Genomic DNA, 17,248 nt, shown 5'->3' with positions numbered 1-17,248 from the left:
GCGTGTGATGCCGTCTCAGGGGAAGCGCAGGGTGAGTGTGAGTCCGTTCTCCGGGCCGGGGCGTGCTGTCAGGGAAGCGTGGTGGGCCTGGGCGATGGAGGCCGCGATGGAGAGTCCCAGGCCGTGGCCGGTGGTCGCGGTGCGGTCTGCGTCAAGGCGGCGGAAGGGTTCGAAGAGGTCGGGGATGCGGTCTGCGGGGATGCGGGGTCCGCTGTTGGTCACCGTCACGGCGGAGGCGTCGAGTCGTACGAGGACGTGGCCATCGGGGTGGTTGTACTGGATGGCGTTGCGGATGAGGTTCGTCAGCAGGTGCCGCAGCAGGACGGGGTCGCCGGGGACGACCGCGGGGATGCCGGCGCGGAGGTCGACGCGGATGCCGTCCCGCGCTGCCTGAGGGGCCAGTTCGGCTGTCGCGAGCCGGGCGGTGGTCGCGAGGTCCACGGGTTCGGTCTTCTCCAGGCCGCGGTCGCTGCGGGCCAGTAGCAAAAGTGCGTCGATGAGCTGTTCCGCTTCCCGGTTGGCGGTGAGCAGGTCCTCACGGACGCCGGTGAGGTCGTCGGGTAGGGGGTCGGCGAGGCCGACCTGCAGGGTGGCGCGCTGGACGGCGAGGGGTGTCTTGAGTTCGTGGGAGGCGTTCGCGACGAAACGGCGCTGACTCTCGAAGGACCGCTCAAGCCGGTCGAGCATGGTGTCGAATGTGTCGGCGAGGCGGTGGAGTTCGTCGTCGGGACCGGTGAGTGCGAGGCGCTGGTGCAGGTTCTGCTCGCTGATGCGGCGGGCGGCCTCGGTCGTGGAGGTGACGGGGCGCAGGGCACGCCCGGCGAGCCACCGGCCTAGCAGTCCGGCGAGGAGTGCCATGGCCAGAAGGCCGGTGGCGGACCAGAGCACCATCTGGCGCAGGGCAGTGTCCTGGACAGCCTGAACGGTCTGGTCGATCTTCTGGATCAGGGCGACATCACTCGGGGGTTCGGGGAGGTACTCCGGCCGGGTGGGGAGCATGGGTCCGACGGGCTGTGTGCGGCCGAACGGCGTGCTGGTGCCGGACGGTGTCTCACGGGCGGTCTCGGCGTCGCCGTACGTGACGGCGATTCCCTGGGCCTGCTGGGCTGTTCCGTAGCGTGCGAGCAGCACCACGAAGGCGAGGAGAAGAATGCCGGCGACGAGGAAGAGTCCGGAGAAGGCCAGGGCCAGGCGGGTGCGGAAGGGCAGTCTGGTCAGCAGAGCCCGGGGGTTCAGTCGCACAGCCGGTATCCCTCGCCCTTGTCGGTGCGAATCAGGCCGGGGTCGCCGAGTTTGCCGCGCAGGCGGCTGATGGTGGTGCGGACCACGCTGGTGCGGGTGTCGAGGTGTTCGTCCCAGACGGTGCGGACGATGTCGTCATGGGTCACCGGCGCTCCGCCGGCCCGCATCAGCAGGCGCAGGACCGCGGTCTCTTTCAGGGAGAGCTCCAGTGGGTTTCCGTCCACGGATGCTTCGCGACGCGTCTCGTCGAGGGTGAGGCTGCCGAAGCGCAGCAGGGCCGGGGCCGGTTTGGGGATGCGGCGGCTCAGTGCCCTGATACGGGCGACGAGTTCGGCGAAGTCGAAGGGCTTGGCGAGATAGTCGTCGGCGCCGAGTTCGGTCAGGCCGTAGATCCTGTCGGTGAGCCCGCCCGCCGCGGTGAGCATCAGGATGCGGGGCGGATCGGTGAGTTCGCGCAGCCGTCTGCAGACCTCGTCGCCGCTCATGACGGGCAGGTCGCGGTCGAGGACCAGTACGTCGTAGGCGGTGAGCAGACACATCCGCTCGGCCTCGTCGCCCGTCGCGGCGATGTCCACGGCCATCGCCTGACGGCGGAGACCGGTGGCGACGGTGCGGGCGAGGACGCGGTGATCTTCGGCTACCAGAACTCTCATGGCACCAGGAAACCAACATCGTGATTGCAGGCGGATAAAGGCGCGGAAGGGCGGGCTGCGGGCCGACCGGCTTCCTTACGGCCGGTGCGCCGAGCAGCCGGTGCGCGGGGCGAGTCCTTATGCCGCCGTAACACGCTTATCTGCCTGCAAACAGCGGGCTGCTTCTGTCTGGGCATGAACTTCGTCAAACGCGCCGGGATGAGCCTGGGTGCCAGAAGGTCCAGGACCGCCGCCCTGCTCGCGATCTTCCTGGTCGTCTGCACCCTGCTCCTGGGCGGTTTCCTGCTGGAGGCCGCCGCGGCCCGGCAGGAAGCCGACGCGCAGCGCACCATCGGCGTCGACGTGACAGTCAGGAAGGACGGTCTCACCCCCGCCCAGGCCGACCGGCTCGGTGCACTGGGCCCCGTGCACCGCTACAACACGGAGGTTCCCGTGCGGGCCGACGCGCGGGCCTTCACGCCACTGGCGTCGAGGGTCCCGAAGCCGCGCGGCACCTCGACCAAGGACGATGACAATGGCGACGGCGACGGCGACGGCGACGCTGATTCCGATGCCGACAGGGGCGCGCTGTCCGTACACGGCGTACGGGATACAGCCATGCTGCTGCCCTTCTCGTACGGATCGGCGAAGATCACAGCAGGCCGCAACATCACCCCCGGGGACGCGGGCCGCAGTGTCGCGGTGATCGAGCAGCGCCTGGCCGACGAGAACCACCTGAAGGTGGGCGACACCCTCCGGGTGCGGTCGGCGGACGACGAGCGCACCGCGGCCGTGACGGTCGTCGGCGTCTTCCAGGACCCGGCGCAGGACCCGGCGACATGGGCACCTGCGCACCGGCTGCCCGGCAACACCCTGTACGTCCCGGTGGACACCGCGCAAAAGCTCGGTGGTGGCGCCGCGACGGTCAGCGAGGCAGTCCTCAGGATCGGCTCGCCGGACCAGGCCCGCCAAGTGCACGCCGCGGCGGAGAAGTTGCTGGGCGGGGACGGCCTGGAGTTCCGCGTCAACGACAAGGCGTACAGGGACCAGGTCCGGCCCATCCAGCGGGTGGGCGCCTTCGCGGGGCTGATCGTCTGGGTGATCGCGCTGGCCGGAGCGCTGATCCTCGGCCTCGTCGTGATGCTGCAGATCCGCGAGCGGCGCTTTGAGCTCGGGGTGCTGCTCGCGATGGGCGAGAAGAAGTGGAAGCTCATCGGCCAGCACGCCGTGGAGGTGGCGGCCGTGGCGCTGCCCGCCGTCGCGCTCGCCGCTCTGGCCGGTTCGCTGGGCGGGCAGAGCAGCGGTGAGGCGTTGCTCGGTCACCAGAGCCGACCGGCGTCGGCGGGGCGCGTACCGGATGCCGGGACCGCTCCGCCCAGGGTGCGGGTCGAGCCAGCCGATGTCGGCAGGGTCGCCGGCATCGCGCTGGGGATCTCCCTTGTCTCCACCGTCGTCCCGGGCATCGGGATCCTGCGTCTGCATCCCCGCTCCGTCCTCACCGACCCCGCGTAACCGACGCCCTCCTCCCTCGCCACTCCCTTCCCCTGACACCCCCTCCCCCGGCATCCAACCGCCCGCACGGACCGAGAAAGCCGATCCCCATGAACTTCGTCAAACGCGCAGGGCTCAGTCTTTGGGCCCGCAGGAGTCGCACCCTGATGACCCTCGTCACCTTCCTCGCCATCTCCGTCATGGTGCTGGCCGGTGTCCTCATCAACGACGCGACGGCCCGGGCCGAACAGGCCGCCAAACGCTCGGTCGGTGCCGAGGTCACTCTCGACGTGGACATGAGCCAACTGGCCGACACAGGACAGCTCCAGGCTCCGCGCATCGACGCCGCGACCGTCGACAAGATCGGCGCCCTGCCCGAGGTGCAGAGATACACCTACACGATCTGGGACCGTGCCCTGCTCACGGGCAGCAACAAACTCGTCGACGGCGGGCCCAAGGACCCCATGGGCCTCGGCGGAACCATGGCCATAGGTGTCCTGGACTCCTCACTCCTGCCCGACTTCCGCAGCGGCAGGTCCACCCTCCTGTCCGGTGAACACATCACCGCAGCCGACCAGGACGACAAGCCACTCCTGATCGAGGAGCGCCTGGCCCGACAGAACGGCCTCAGGACCGGCGACAAGATCACGCTCACCGGCAACGACGAGAAGACCACGGGCGAGTTCACCGTGGGCGGCATCTACCGCGACCCACGCCCCACCACCGAAGCCGACGCCGAGTACGGCATCAGTCCGGCCAACATGATCTACGGATCGGTGGGCGGCCTCTCCGCGCTCGACCCCGAAGAGGACGGCCCGCAGAAGGTCGGCAAGGCCACGTTCCTCCTCCGGGACGCGGACCTGCAGGACTCGTTCAAGAGCGGGGCGAAGCGGATCGCCGGCTCGGCACTGACCGGCTTCAAGCTCGACACCAACGACAAGGCCGTCCAGCAGATGACCGGGCCGCTGGGAAGCATCCGCTCCACGGCCACCCTCGCCATGTGGCTGATGGGCCTCGCGGGCGCCGCCGTACTCGCCCTCCTGGTCAACCTGGCCGTCAAACAGCGCCGCACGGAGTACGGCGTCCTGCTGGCGATGGGCGAGAGGAAGAACAAGCTCATCGCCCAACAGGCCCTGGAAATCGTCGCCGTCGCCGCGCTGGCCGTGGGCCTCAGCGCCCTGTTCACCCCCGCACTGACCCAGAGCGCCGGCCAGGCGCTGCTCGGCAGGGAAGCCTCCGCCGCCGAGCGCACACTCGACTCCTGGCAGCCTCCGGCCCCCGGCAGCACCGGAATCGACCAGGGCATCGACCCCGGCGACCGGCCCGTGGAGAACGCCGACCCCATCGACGAGATCACCGTCGCGCTCGGCCCGGCGGACCTCGCCGAGGTCGGCGGCGTCGGCCTCGCCATCGGCCTCCTCGCCACCGCCGTCCCGGCCGCGTCCGTCCTGCGGCTGAGCCCCCGCACCATCCTCACGAAGGGCAAGTGACCCGCCATGACCACGCCCCCCGCCGCCACGGCTCCGCCCCTCCTGCGCCTGGCAGGTGTCAGCCACACCTACGTGGGCCAGCGCCGCAGGACCACCGTCTTGAAGGATGTCGACCACACCTTCGAACGAGGCACCTTCTACACCGTCCTGGGCCCCTCCGGCAGCGGCAAGACCACCCTGCTCTCCCTCGCCAGCGGCCTCGACACCCCCACCAAGGGCACCATCAGCTTCAACGGGCAGGACCTCACCGCCCTCGGTCTCGGCCGCTACCGCAACAAGCACGCCGCCACCGTCTTCCAGCAGTACAACCTCCTCACCTACATGACCGCCCTCCAGAACGTCACCACCGCCATGGAGATCACCGGCACGAAACCCGTCACCGAAACCCGCAAGGCTCGCGCCCTGCGGCTCCTGGAGGACATCGGCCTCGACAGGACGACGGCCACCCGCAACGTCCTGCGCCTCTCCGGCGGCCAGCAGCAGCGCGTCGCCATCGCCCGCGCCCTCGCCTGCGACGTCGACATCCTCTTCGCCGACGAACCCACCGGAAACCTCGACGAGGACACCGCCCAGGGCATCATCGGCACCTTCCGCGACCTCGCCCACGAGCAGGGCACCTGTGTCGTCGTCGTCACCCACTCCCAGCAACTGGCGTCCCAGTCCGACCGCGTCCTCAGCCTCCGCAAGGGCAAGCTCACGGAGCAGGTCAACACCCGGTGAACTCCCGCACAAGCGGCACTTGCAGCCGCTGCCGGTCCCCTGCCGTCGGTGTGCCTTGCGTTCAGTGACGGCGCAAGGTCAGCTCACCGAGCCGAGTTGCTTGACGTTGTGCAGCAGCGGCTCCGACTCGATCCGCTCCACGCCGTCCAGCGGGCCCAGTTTCCCGGTCAGGTACCGGTAGAGCTCCGGCATGTCCCGGCAGACGACGGTGGCCTGTACGTTCGTCGGGCCGGTGGTGGCCGCCGCGAAGACGACCTCCTCGTGCTCGCGGAGTGCCGCGCCGACAGCCGCCAGCCGGGACGGGGTCACCGTCAGCCAGAGCAGGACGGGGGCGCGGAACCCGTACAGCTCCACGTCGACCTCCACGTCGGTGTAGAGCGCCCCGGACTCGAACAGTTCCTGCACCCGGCGTCGGGTGGTCGACTCCGGCCACCCGGCGGCGGTCGCCAGCTCCGCGTAGCTGAGCCGCCCGTCCCGGGCGAGCGCGTCCAGCAGGGGCGCGTCCGCGGGGGTGAGGCGCGCCGCCGGCCGGTCGCTGTCCTGCGGCGGCCGGGCCGGGGTCAGCGCGGTGATCTGTTCGGCGGTCAGTGCGTCGTCGTGCAGGTCCGGGCCGACCGCCCCGCCGACGTACTGGTGGATGACGCAGTGCGCGCTGACCGAGGTCACCCGCGGGGTCCGGGGCAGCTTCTGCAGCAGCAGGGTCTCCCGGTCGGCCGAGGCCGGCACCCGCGCGAGGCAGGCGACCTGGGTACCGCCGGAGGTGATCGACACCCAGCCGGTGTCCGGGCGGCGGGCCAGCGCGCCGGCGATCCGCGGCGCCGACTCCGGGGCGGTGCGCAGGCGGATCAGCCAGGTTTCGTAGCCCAGTCGGATGGGGTTGGGCACGCTGACCACGCGCATGCCTGCTTCGGCGTGCAGCCGGCGGTAGCGCCGGGCGACGGTCTGGTCGGAGACGCCGAGCACCGTGCCGATCTCCCGGTACCCGGCCCGGCCGTTGATCCGCAGCGCGTGCGTCACCTGCCGGTCGAGCTCATCGATTTCCACCACGTCAGCCTAGCGATTGTCGAGATCCGCAGGAATGGCGAAGAAGGCTGGGGAAAGCGGTGCGGTTACCAGCATTCTGCGGTGCATGCGTAAATGGTCTCCACTGATCGCCGTCTGTCTCGGCACCTTCCTGCTGCTCGTGGACGTCCTCATCGTCGTCGTCGCCCTGCCGGCGATCTCCGACGACTTCCGGACGGACTACACCGACCTCCAGTGGGTCATCGACGGGTACGCCCTGTCCCTGGCCGCGCTGGTGCTCGGCGCCGGCTCGCTCGCCGACCGGTTCGGCCGCCGTCGTATCTACCTGATCGGCATCGGCGTCTTCGCCCTCTCCTCGCTGCTGTGCGCGCTCGCCCCGAACGAACAGGCCCTGATCGCCGCCCGGATCCTCCAGGGCATCGGCGGCGCGGCCATGTTCGCGTGCACCGCCGCCCTGCTCAACTTCACCTACCAGGGCCACGACCGGGGCGTCGCGTTCGGCATCTGGGGCGCGGTCAACGGCGCCGCCGCCGCGGCAGGCCCGCTCGCCGGCGGCCTGCTGACCGAACACCTCGGCTGGCGCTGGGTGTTCCTCGTCAACCTGCCGGTCTGCCTGGTCGCGGTCTGGTTCACGATCCGCGGGGTGAGCGAGTCCCGGGCGCCGCGCGGCGGCCGTCTCGACCTGCCCGGCACGATCAGCTTCACCGTGGCGGCGGCTGCCGTGACGTACGGCCTGATCCGCGCCGGTGAAGCAGGCTGGACCGACGGCGTGGCGCTGGCCGCGTTCGCCGCCGGCCTGGCAGCCCTTGCCCTGTTCCTGGTCGCCGAAGCCCGCTCGGACCACCCGATGCTCGATCTGGCCCTGTTCCGCCGAGCGCCGTTCACCGTACTGATCGTCGCCGCGTTCCTCACCCAGGCCGCCGCCTTCGGCTACCTGCCGTTCAGCACCGTCTGGCTGCAGCAGGTGCTCGGCAACGGCCCCGTCGACGCCGGCCTGTACGGCGCCCTCCCGATGGCCGCCGCCTCCCTGGTCGTCGGCGCGGGCGCCGGCCGGGTCCTGCAGAGGATCGCCCCGCGCTGGACCGTCGGCATCGGCCTGCTCCTGATAGCCGCCGGCAACCTGCTCCAGGCCAGGATCGGCGCGGACAGCACCGGCACGGTCCTGGTCCCCGGACTGATCGTGGCCGGACTGGGCGTCGGCAGCGTACTGCCCACGAACGCCTCGGCACTGCTGGCCGAGGTGCCACGCGAGCGCAGCGGGATGGCCGGCGGGGCACTCAACACGTTCCGCCAGCTCGGACTCGCACTCGGCGTGGCGGTCTTCGGGACCGTCTTCACCGACCGGGTCGCCGACGGACACGGCACACCGGCCGCATTCGCCGACGGGCTCAACGCAACCCTGCGCATCGCCTCCGCAACCGCCCTGGCCGCCGGAATCCTGGTGCTCGTCCTGCTCCGCAAGCGTCCCGCCGCGCCGGTCGCATCACCGGACCTGGAGGAGGCAGAACCATCGGCTCGTCGATAGGGCTGCTCCGGCAAGGTGCGTTCAGGACGGAGAGCTCGGCATGTGCCTGCGTTTCCTGCGCTCATGCCTCGCTCAGCCTTTCTTCGCGAGGCGTGAGGGCGCGGGCCCGCCTTTGATTCCTCGTCCCTGTGAAGGTCGCCTGTCGGGTCGGATCCCGTGTCCGTGGACGGACCAGGAGCCCTGAGGGGGACGAGGTGGGGTTGTCACCCGCCGTCGCGTGCCCGCCCGAGCAACTCCTCCAGGGTGTCCAAGGCCGCGTCAGGTTCGGCCACCCCGGCCAGCGACCAGAAGAGCAGGGCCACGCCGATGGCTCCGGGGTCGGGGGCTCCGAGGGCTCGGTCACCCACGTAGGCGGCGCGGCCCCGGCGGGCCTTGATGCCGGCGGTGGCCTGTGCGCCGGAGAGGGCGGCACGGGCTGTGCCCGCGAAGTCCTCCCCCGCGGTCAGGGCGTCCCGGGCCGGGACGAGCGCGTCGACCATGGTGCGGTCCCCCGGCTCCGCCTCGCCCACGCGCTGGATCGCGGCCAGGCCCTCGGTGACGCCCGTACGCCACCCTTCGCGGGCGTCTTCAGAGAGGGCCAGGGCGCGGGCGATCTCCTGGAAGAGCAGGCCGATCAGGGGGCCGCTGGTGCCGCCGACCTCGTCGAGGAAGACCGAGGCGGCGACCGCGAAGGCAGCGTCGTCGGGGCGTTCGCCAAGTGCGGTCTCCACCCGGTCGAGGCCTTCACGGAGGTTGTCGCCGAAGTCGCCGTCCCCGGAGAGCTGGTCGAGTGCGGTCAGCGTGTCGTGCGCGGTGCGCGCGGTCTGCGCGTAGGTGCGCAGGACGACGCGGTGGTCGAGGCGGTGGTCGAGGGTCATCGTGTGGGCTCCGTACCGGCGAGGGGCTGGGTGACGGGGAAGGCCGGGGTCCAGGCGGGCGCGTGCCACCAGTCGAGCCAGCGCTCTCCGGGCGTGGTGAGGGTGAGGGAGAAACCGCTCATGTCGAGGGCGGGGACGAACGTGCCGACGAGTTGTCCGGCGACGCGCACACCATGGGCGTCCAGGAAGTGGCGGACCCGGTCGTGGACGGCGTACAGCTCCAGCAGGGTGGTCGCGCCGAGGCCGCCCACGAGGAGGAGGACGTCCTCGGGGCGCCGGGGCAGGCCGTCGAGCACCTGCCGTGTCATGCGGTCGACGAGTTCCTCCAGCGGCGGACGGGCCACGGTCCGCGCGGCGCGCTCACCGTGGATGCCCACGCCGTACTCCAGCTCGTCGTCGCCGAGTTCGAAGGCGCGACCGCCCCGGGCGGGCGAGGTGTGGGCGCGGGAGGCGACGGCCACGCTGCGCGAGGCGGCGGCGATCTCGGCGCCGAGGTCCGCGAGTTCGTCGAGGCCGAGTCCGGTGTCCGCGGCCCCGCCGAGGAGTTTCTCGACGATGACGGTGGCCCCCGTACCGCGCCGGCCCGTCGCCGTCGTCTCGTCCTCGGTGGCGAGGTCGTCGTCGACCAGGACGCGGCGCACCCGGATGCCGTCGGCCCGCAGCCGTTCCGCGGCGATGCCGAAGTTGATGCGGTCCCCCGTGTAGTTCTTCACGATGTGCAGGACGCCGTCCTCGCCCGCGACGGCCCGTGAGGCCTCGTAGACCTGGCGGTTGTGCGGTGAGGCGAAGACCCGGCCGGGGACGGAGGCGTCGAGCATGCCGCGGCCGACGAACCCGGTGTGCAGGGGTTCGTGCCCGGAGCCGCCGCCGGAGAGGAGTCCGACGCGGCGACGGGGGTCGCGGTCGCGGGCGGTCACGTAGAGCGGGTCATGGTGGAGGTCAAGCAGGTCGGGGTGGGCCAGGGCGAGACCGCGCAGTGCGGCCTCCACGGGTGCCGTGTCGGGGAGGAAGAGGCGGTTCACGGGGTCGCGGTCCTTTCGGGGACGGGCGTCGGCAGCGGAGCCGGGGTGCCGGATTCGGCCTCCCCCGCGCCGAGCCGGGTGGTGGCGAGCGCGGACAGGACCGCCACGCCGACGCAGTAGAGGATCAGCCAGCCCCAGTGGCCTCCCGCGGTGGCCAGCAGGGCCGTTCCGATGAGCGGGGACAGGCCGCCGCCGAGGGTGGCGCCGAACTGCTGGGTGACGGAGAGCCCGGTGTAGCGGACGTTGACGGGATACAGGTTGGAGAACAGCGCGCCCTGCGCGCCGTACATCGCCGCGTGGCCCACGCCGAGGCCGAGGGTCATGCCGAGGACGTACGCCCAGAACTGGCCGGTCTCGATGAGCAGGAAGAACGGCACGGCGAGAACGGCCTGGAAGAGGGCGCCGGCGATGTACACCTTGCGGCGGCCGATGCGGTCGGAGAGCGCCCCGAACAGGGGCAGGGTGCAGCATTCGACGGCGCACGCGACCAGGACGGCGAGCAGTACGGGCGTCTTGTCGCGGTCGAGTTCGGTGGTGACGTAGGTGATGGCCACCACGTAGTAGATGTTGAACAGACCGCTCTCCGCGATCTTGGCGAGGATCGAGAAGACGACGGTGGCCGGGCGCCTGGTGAGCACTTCCCGTACGGGCAGGCTCTGCACCTCGCGGTCGGCGCGCATCTTGACGAACTCGGGACTCTCGGTGATGTGGAAGCGCATCCACATGCCGACGCCGACGAGCAGGATGCTGGCGAGGAACGGCAGTCGCCAGGCCCAGTCGTCGTAGGCCCCGCCGGGCAGCGCCGCGTCCAGGGCGGTGACGAGTCCGACGGGGATCAGCACTCCCGCCGGGGTGCCGATGTGCACGAGGGAGGTGAAGAACCCCTGTCGGGTCCTGGGGCTGTATTCCAGTGCCATGAGGACGCCGCCGCCGTATTCGCCGCCCATGCCGAGGCCTTGGACGAGGCGGATGACGACGAGCAGGATCGGGGCGGCGATGCCGATGCTGTCGTAGGAGGGCAACAGTCCGATGGCGAAGGTGCCCAGGCCCATCATCAGCATGGTGATGATCAGTACGTTCTTGCGGCCGAGGCGGTCGCCGAAGTGGCCGAAGAGGATGCCGCCGAGCGGACGGGCCGCGTAGCCGACGAAGTAGGTGGCGAAGGCGGCGAGCGTACCCACCAGGGGTGAGGCGTCGGGGAAGAAGATCTTGTCGAAGACCAGGGCCGCGGTCGTCGCGTAGAGGGTGAAGTCGTAGTACTCGACGGTGGTGCCCAGGGCGCTGGCGGTGACGACCTTGCGCAGGGACGACCGGGAGGCCGGCGCGGCGGCAGGTGCCGTGGCTGGTGTGGACATGCTCGCTCCATTGCGATGGCGGCTCGAATGCGATGGCGACTCGAAGACGCGGTCGGTGCCGTCCTCATCATGCGTGCAGGCCGACGGTGACCGGAAACTGCGGTTCCGGTTTCAAGGACCCGTGCTAGCATCTAATGCATCAGACATTACATCCGCATCCTGAGCGCGGCAATACGCAGGAGGACACGTGAAGGACATCCAGCTCGGCGGGATGATTTCCACCGTCGTCACACCGTTCGACGAGAACGACGAGGTCGACCTGGATCTGCTGCGCGGCGAGGTGAAGTACCTCCTCGGCCAGGGCGTCACCGCCATCTGCGCCTGCGGCAGCACCGGTGAGGGACAGACCCTCTCCCTGGAGGAGAGCGCGGCGATCTGCGCCACCGTCGTCGACGAGGTCGCCGGCCGGGTGCCGGTGATCGGCGGCGTCATCCAGAACTCGACCGCCCAGGCCAAGCGCTACTCGCTCGCCCTCAAGGACGTCGGCGTCGACGCCCTCCAGGTGACGCCCGTGCACTACGTCTTCTCGCCCTCGCCCGAGGAGACCGTGGCGCACTACCGGGAGATCGGCGAGGCGACCGACCTGCCCATCGTCCTGTACAACGTGGTGCCCTGGGCCCTGGTCCCCGTCGACACCATCGAGCTGCTGCGCGACGTTCCGCAGGTCGTGGCGATCAAGCAGTCCGGCGGCGACATGCACCTGCTCGCCGACCTGCTGCACCGCATGCGCGAGCGGTTCGTCATCCTCGCCGCACTCGACGACCTGCACTACCCGGCGTTCGTCATGGGCGCCCACGGCGCGCTCGCCGCGATCCCCACCGTCACCCCCGCGCTGAGCGTCGAACTCTGGGACGCGGTCCAGAACGGTGACCACGCGAAGGCCCTGAGCCTGCACGAGCGCATCCTCACCGTGTGGCGGGCGATCGACGCGCCCAACCTCCCCGCCACGCTGAAGGCGGCGCTCGAACTCCAGGGCCGCTCCCCCGGACTTCCCCGCCGCCCCTTCCAGCCGGCCACCGAATCCGACCGCGCCCGCATCCGCGCCGCGCTCCGAACGGCTAATCTGATCGATTAGATGTCACGTCCCACATCCTCGTGGGTGACCGTCGCACCAGACCCGACCAGAGGGGCGATCATGGCCACCACACCGGTCCGCAACCGTCGCGGACCCCAGCCCCTCGTCGTCGAGTCGATCTCCGAGCAGCTGTACTCGATCCTCTGCGCACGCATCACCTCCGGCGAGTACGCCCCCGGTTCACGCCTCGACCCGGGGGCCATCGCCACCGAGTTCGGCGTGTCGCGCACACCGGTACGCGACACGCTGGTGCGCCTCGAACACGACAGGCTCGTCGAGACGCGTCCCCGCTCGGGTACGTTCGTGACGCGGCCGAGCCGTCAGGACGTGCACGAGGTCTGCCAGTTGCGCAAAGGACTCGAGTGGCTCGCCACGGGTGTCGCCGCGGCGGCCATGCCGCTGAAACAGATCGCCGACCTCCGCGAGGAGGCCGTGGCCGCCCTCACGGCCGCCGAACGCGGCGACTACGAACCGTTCTTCGCCAGCGACACCCGTATCCACGGCGAGATCATCGCCAGCACCGGCAACAGCAGGCTCATCTCCGCCCGTGATTCGGTCGAACCCTTCGTGTACTGGCTGCGGGTCCTCGGCGCGACCGGCCCGCACCGCCTCGCCGGCTCCACCAAACGGCACTTGGAGATCCTGGACGCCATGGCGGCACGCAATGTGCCGGCCGCCCAGGAGGCCGCCGCCGTCCATCTCGCCGAGGTCGAGGAATGGACCCTGGCCGACATGGCTTCCCACAGCATCGTCACCTGACCCCTGGGCGCAGCTGAATCCCCCATCACGCGCAGCCGCGGCGTTCGGCGCCCGTCCCCGGCGGCGCACGACCTGTTGCGCGGTTGCCGTGCCGGCGGCTCAACTGCCCAGCGGGAAGTAGCTCTTTGGATTGACGAAGGCCGGTGCGTGAGCTCCTAGGGTTGACCGGATGGGAATCGTTGACGGTAGGTGGCCGGGGTGGGACGGCGATGTAGGGCTGGTCGTACTGACACTTGTTCCGCCGCTGCTGTCGCAGCCGTACGCGGACCCGTCCGGGCCGTCGTGGGTGGCGCTGACCGCGTACGAGGCGGTGGCCGCCGTGGTCCTGGTGGTGCGACGGCGGCTGCCTGCCACTGCCCTCGTCGTGGGCTCCGGGGCGCTCGTGGCGGCGCTGGTCGCGGGCGCGGCGCAGGGGGCGAGGCTGTCCCCGCTGGCCTTTCTGCCGCTCGCCGTGCTGCTCTACAACCTGGGCAGCCGCTGCACACGTTGGGCGCGAGCCGTGCCGGCGGCGGCCGGCAGCGCCGCGTTGTTCGCGGCCGGTATCTGGGTGAACCGGGCGACGGCCGCCTCCCCCGAGTTCAGGGGCGGCGTGGACATCCTCGCCGTGCTCGCTCCGATGCCGCTGGCCTGGGCGATGGGGTTCGCCGCGCGGACCCGGCAGACACTCCTCGCCGCGGCCGAGCAGCGGGCGGCCGACGCGAGCCGGGCACGGGCCATGGAGGCCGAGGATGCCGCACGGCGGGAGCGGGAGCGGATCGCGCGCGAGATGCACGACGTGGTCGCGCATTCGCTCACTCTGCTGGTCATGCACGCGGAGATTTTGCGTTCCCACGGTGACGAGCTGCCCGGCTGGGCCCGTCCCCGGGTCGACGCCCTGGCTGCGGCCGGCCGGCAGAGCAGCGGCGATCTGCGGGGCCTGCTGCGGATGCTGCGTGACCCCGCGGACGCGACCGCTCCGCAGCCGGCGCCCGGGTTCGGCGAGCTGGACGCCCTGCTGGACAGTCACCGTGCCGCGGGTGGAACCGTCGAGGTGCGCAAGGCGGACACACTGGAGTCGTTACCGGGGCCGGTACAACTGGCCGCATACCGCGTCCTGCAGGAAGCACTGGTCAACGCCCGCCGGCACGCGCCCGGCGCGCCGGTCCGGCTGTCCCTCGACCAGAGACCGACGCACCTGCGGTGCGAGGTCGTGAACGACCGCGGGACACGGCGCGCCACGGCCGGTGCGGGCGTCGGCCACGGCCTGATCGGCATGCGCGAACGAGTCGGCGCCCTGGGCGGCGAGTTCACCGCGGGGCCGACCGGCGACGGCGGCTTCCGCGTCCTGGTCACGATGCCGCTGGAGGGCCTCGGTGGCTGAGCGGATCAGTGTGCTCGTGGTGGACGACGAGCCGGTCATCCGCGCCGGCCTGAGCGCGATCCTGGACAGTCAGGCGGACCTCACGGTGGTCGGCACCGCGGGCGACGGCGAGGAAGCCGTCGAAGCGTGCGCACGGCTCCGGCCGGACGTGCTGCTGATGGACATCAACATGCCGCGCCGCAACGGACTGTGGGCGCTCACCGAGCTGGGCCGCCGGGGACTGGTCGGTCCCGGCCGCTGCCGTGTCCTCATGGTGACGACGTTCGACCTGGACGAGTTCGTCGACGACGCGCTGGCCGCGGGGGCGTCGGGATTCCTGCTGAAGAACAGTTCGTACGAGGAACTGGCCGGGGCCGTCCGGGCCGCGGCGGCGGGCCACAGCGCACTGAGCCCCCTGGTGACCCGCCGGATCATCGAGGGCCACCTCAACGGCCGGCAGCGGCCCAGCGGCCAGGAACTGGCCCGGCTGGAACACCTCACCGAGCGGGAACGCGACGTCCTGGGACTGATCGGGGAAGGACTGAGCAACGCCGAGATCGCCGAGCGGCTCGTCGTGAGCCTGCACACGGTGAAGACGCACGTCAGCCGGGTGCTCACGAAGACGGGCTGCCGAAGCCGCGCCCAGGCGGCGGTCCTGGCCAGGAACGCGTTGTCGTCTCCCGCCCCCGAGGACGCGGCGACGCCGCAACCCGGCGTCCGGGGTCGCTCTTTGGAATGAGGCGGCGCCCGCTACAGCCGCGCCATGGAGCGATGTGCCGGTCCTGCGCCGCTGGCTGAATGGTCCTTGTGCGCAGGGCCCGGCCGGCAGACGGCCGGACAGGGTGAACACCCCGGGTCCCGGCGCACGAGGCAACCGTCATCCGTCATCCGGCATCCGTCGAAGGAACTTCCATGCCCATTCAAGCGTCCTCCCATCGCCCCTCTCGTCGCCACCGTGTCCTGCGCAGGACACTGGCCGTGGGACTGGCGACGTGCACCGGCGCCTTACTCATGAGCTGCTCCCAGCCATCGGCGGAGGCCGCACGTCTCTCGGACGGAGCCGCACACCTCTCGGGCGGGAAGGGCGAGGGGATGGTGGACGCGTCGGCCGCGAGGACTCTGGGCGGCCTGGCACAGAAGGCTGCGGACACCGGCTCGCTGGGCGTGATCGTCCGCGTCGGCACCGGCCGGGGGAAGGCGCTGGAGACGGCCCGCCAGGCCGCCTGGACGAAGGCCGACCACCACCTCGCTCCCGGCGACCAGTTCAGGGTCGGTTCCAACACGAAGACACTCACCGCCACCCTCGTCCTGCAACAGGTCGCCGAGCACCGCATCGGCCTCGACGACACGGTGGACAAGTGGCTGCCCGGAGCGGTCAGGGGCGGCGAGGACATCACCGTACGGATGCTGCTCAACCACACCAGCGGTCTCGGCGACTTCTTCCTCACGCCGCAGTTCCTCGGTTCCCTGACGGGCCAGGAAGAGCGGACCTGGACTCCGCAGGAACTCCTCGCGATCACCCCCGACCAGGACCCGCCGACCGCACCCGGAGAGAAGTACTCCTACAGCAACACCAACTACGTAGCCCTCGGGATGATCCTGGAGAAGGCCACCGGTACGGGTCTGGCCCGGCTGATAGAGCAGCGGATCACCGAACCGCTGGGCATGAAGGACTCGTACCTGGCCAAGAACGCGGACTGGACCTCGGACCGCCACGTGACGGGCTACGAGCCGGACGCCGAGCGTCTCAAGGCCATCCTGGCCGGAGTCGTGGATCTGCCCGACGGTTTCGGGTTCGCCGGTCCCGAGCGTCCCGAGGGCAACGTCGAGACGTCCGCCATCGACCCGGCTTGGTCCTGGGCGGAGGGAGGCATGGTCTCCACCGCGCAGGACTGGCAGCGTTTCCTCACCGCGCTGATGTCCGGCGAGCTGCTGCCCCCGGCCCAGATGAAGGAGATGCGCACCACGGTCGACGCCCCCGAGGAGGGCGGACGCTACGGACTCGGTCTGATGCGGATCAACACTGCCTGCGGCACCGTCTGGGGCCACACGGGCGGCCTGCCCGGCTACTCCAGCGAGATCTACACCGACACGAGCGGCCGCCGCAGTGTCGCCGTCCTGACGAGCACCAACTTCGGCATCAAGGAGGAGCGGGCGGCCGCCGCGAACAAGAAGCTCACCCAGGCCGCCATCTGCCTCATGCTGGGCAAACCGCAGCCGTAGCCTCCGCCCGGAGGATCGTGACTTCCCGACCTCGGTCCCCGCTTCATCAACTCGTTTCCACAGCCAGCCCGGTGGCCCGGTGGCAGGATCGCAGCGGCTCGCCGACCGGGGTCCGCAGCCGCCGTGGCCGACGGTGTTCAGCGAGAGGACGCGGTGCATGACGTGGGCTACGACACCTCCGGGCGTACGCGGTCCTCATGCGCTGTTTTCCGGCCAGGATCAAGTCGGGCATGGCCCCTGGCGGCAGGAACGCCTTCAGGCACCGGGCGATACTGCGGCGCATGAGTGCGGCACCCGGGCCGACTTGGGTATATCTCACACCGGGATCTGAGTATCCGACCCGGGACGTGGAGGCGATCCTGTGCCTAATATCGCCACGCACCGGGAAGATCGGGCGTGGTTTGCACGAGCCCCGAGGCGTAAAACGACCGGGGGTAAACCATGGCAAATATCCATGAAACACGTCGAACTGTCGGGATGGGGACGGTCGTTGCG

Annotated in this window: 15 protein-coding genes; 9 read left to right on the top strand and 6 right to left on the bottom strand. The window is 70.7% G+C overall.

The window, feature by feature from the left end:
• Window positions 1–15: 15 nt before the first annotated feature.
• Together ACZ60E_RS38670 and ACZ60E_RS38665 are read right to left on the bottom strand one after the other, a co-directional pair.
• Entirely contained in the window at window positions 16–1,242 is a 1,227-nt protein-coding gene (locus ACZ60E_RS38670) for a sensor histidine kinase (protein ID WP_469446660.1), read from the bottom strand.
• Entirely contained in the window at window positions 1,233–1,895 is a 663-nt protein-coding gene (locus tag ACZ60E_RS38665) for a response regulator transcription factor (RefSeq protein ID WP_453790439.1), read from the bottom strand. Before ACZ60E_RS38665 ends, ACZ60E_RS38670 begins: the two co-directional genes overlap by 10 nt.
• Before the next feature lie 174 nt (window positions 1,896–2,069).
• Between ACZ60E_RS38665 and ACZ60E_RS38660 the strand changes: the two genes are divergently transcribed.
• The 3 genes from ACZ60E_RS38660 to ACZ60E_RS38650 all read left to right on the top strand — a co-directional run bounded on the left by ACZ60E_RS38660 (window position 2,070) and on the right by ACZ60E_RS38650 (window position 5,575).
• Window positions 2,070–3,386 carry an ABC transporter permease gene (locus ACZ60E_RS38660; RefSeq protein ID WP_469446658.1) on the top strand — a complete coding sequence of 439 codons (1,317 nt, stop codon included), beginning with the start codon at window positions 2,070–2,072 and terminating at the stop codon, window positions 3,384–3,386.
• A gap of 146 nt (window positions 3,387–3,532) precedes the next feature.
• Window positions 3,533–4,855 (top strand): ABC transporter permease, encoded by a 1,323-nt coding sequence (locus ACZ60E_RS38655; protein ID WP_469446656.1) that lies wholly within the window; start codon window positions 3,533–3,535, stop codon window positions 4,853–4,855.
• A gap of 6 nt (window positions 4,856–4,861) precedes the next feature.
• Window positions 4,862–5,575 carry an ABC transporter ATP-binding protein gene (locus tag ACZ60E_RS38650; RefSeq protein WP_469446654.1) on the top strand — a complete coding sequence of 238 codons (714 nt, stop codon included), beginning with the start codon at window positions 4,862–4,864 and terminating at the stop codon, window positions 5,573–5,575.
• 78 nt (window positions 5,576–5,653) lie between these two features.
• On the opposite strand, the gene ACZ60E_RS38645 is transcribed toward ACZ60E_RS38650, so the two are convergent.
• Entirely contained in the window at window positions 5,654–6,619 is a 966-nt protein-coding gene (locus ACZ60E_RS38645; protein ID WP_469446652.1) for an Lrp/AsnC family transcriptional regulator, read from the bottom strand.
• 85 nt (window positions 6,620–6,704) lie between these two features.
• Here ACZ60E_RS38645 and ACZ60E_RS38640 point away from each other — a divergent pair, with 85 nt between their 5' ends.
• Window positions 6,705–8,123: an MFS transporter gene (locus ACZ60E_RS38640; RefSeq protein ID WP_469446650.1), complete on the top strand. Its 1,419-nt coding sequence runs from the start codon at window positions 6,705–6,707 to the stop codon at window positions 8,121–8,123.
• Between the two features lie 203 nt (window positions 8,124–8,326).
• Here ACZ60E_RS38640 and ACZ60E_RS38635 read toward each other — a convergent pair whose 3' ends face one another.
• From ACZ60E_RS38635 to ACZ60E_RS38625, 3 genes are read right to left on the bottom strand one after another with little or no spacing between them, the layout of a single operon-like run.
• On the bottom strand, window positions 8,327–8,980 hold the full coding sequence (locus ACZ60E_RS38635) for a DAK2 domain-containing protein (RefSeq protein ID WP_469446649.1): 654 nt from the start codon (window positions 8,978–8,980) through the stop codon (window positions 8,327–8,329).
• Entirely contained in the window at window positions 8,977–10,002 is a 1,026-nt protein-coding gene (locus ACZ60E_RS38630) for a dihydroxyacetone kinase subunit DhaK (protein WP_469446647.1), read from the bottom strand. Before ACZ60E_RS38630 ends, ACZ60E_RS38635 begins: the two co-directional genes overlap by 4 nt.
• A complete protein-coding gene (locus ACZ60E_RS38625; RefSeq protein ID WP_384800789.1) occupies window positions 9,999–11,357 on the bottom strand; it encodes an MFS transporter in 1,359 nt (452 codons plus the stop codon). Before ACZ60E_RS38625 ends, ACZ60E_RS38630 begins: the two co-directional genes overlap by 4 nt.
• A gap of 187 nt (window positions 11,358–11,544) precedes the next feature.
• Here ACZ60E_RS38625 and ACZ60E_RS38620 point away from each other — a divergent pair, with 187 nt between their 5' ends.
• From ACZ60E_RS38620 to ACZ60E_RS38600, 5 genes are all read left to right on the top strand, one after another.
• Complete coding sequence (locus tag ACZ60E_RS38620) at window positions 11,545–12,432, top strand: dihydrodipicolinate synthase family protein (protein ID WP_384800786.1); 888 nt, start codon at window positions 11,545–11,547, stop codon at window positions 12,430–12,432.
• A 60-nt stretch (window positions 12,433–12,492) separates the two neighbouring features.
• Window positions 12,493–13,191: a GntR family transcriptional regulator gene (locus tag ACZ60E_RS38615; RefSeq protein ID WP_385833524.1), complete on the top strand. Its 699-nt coding sequence runs from the start codon at window positions 12,493–12,495 to the stop codon at window positions 13,189–13,191.
• A gap of 169 nt (window positions 13,192–13,360) precedes the next feature.
• On the top strand, window positions 13,361–14,551 hold the full coding sequence (locus ACZ60E_RS38610; RefSeq protein WP_469446645.1) for a sensor histidine kinase: 1,191 nt from the start codon (window positions 13,361–13,363) through the stop codon (window positions 14,549–14,551).
• Entirely contained in the window at window positions 14,544–15,269 is a 726-nt protein-coding gene (locus ACZ60E_RS38605; RefSeq protein ID WP_469446643.1) for a response regulator, read from the top strand. Before ACZ60E_RS38610 ends, ACZ60E_RS38605 begins: the two co-directional genes overlap by 8 nt.
• 239 nt (window positions 15,270–15,508) lie before the next feature.
• Window positions 15,509–16,753, top strand: a complete 1,245-nt coding sequence (locus ACZ60E_RS38600) for a serine hydrolase domain-containing protein (protein ID WP_469446804.1) — start codon at window positions 15,509–15,511, stop codon at window positions 16,751–16,753.
• The last annotated feature ends 495 nt before the right edge of the window (window positions 16,754–17,248 follow it).

This window comes from Streptomyces sp. NPDC102514, assembly GCF_055584525.1.
The sequence above is the reverse complement of the archived record's forward strand: the minus strand, read 5'-3'. Positions and strand labels throughout refer to the sequence as shown.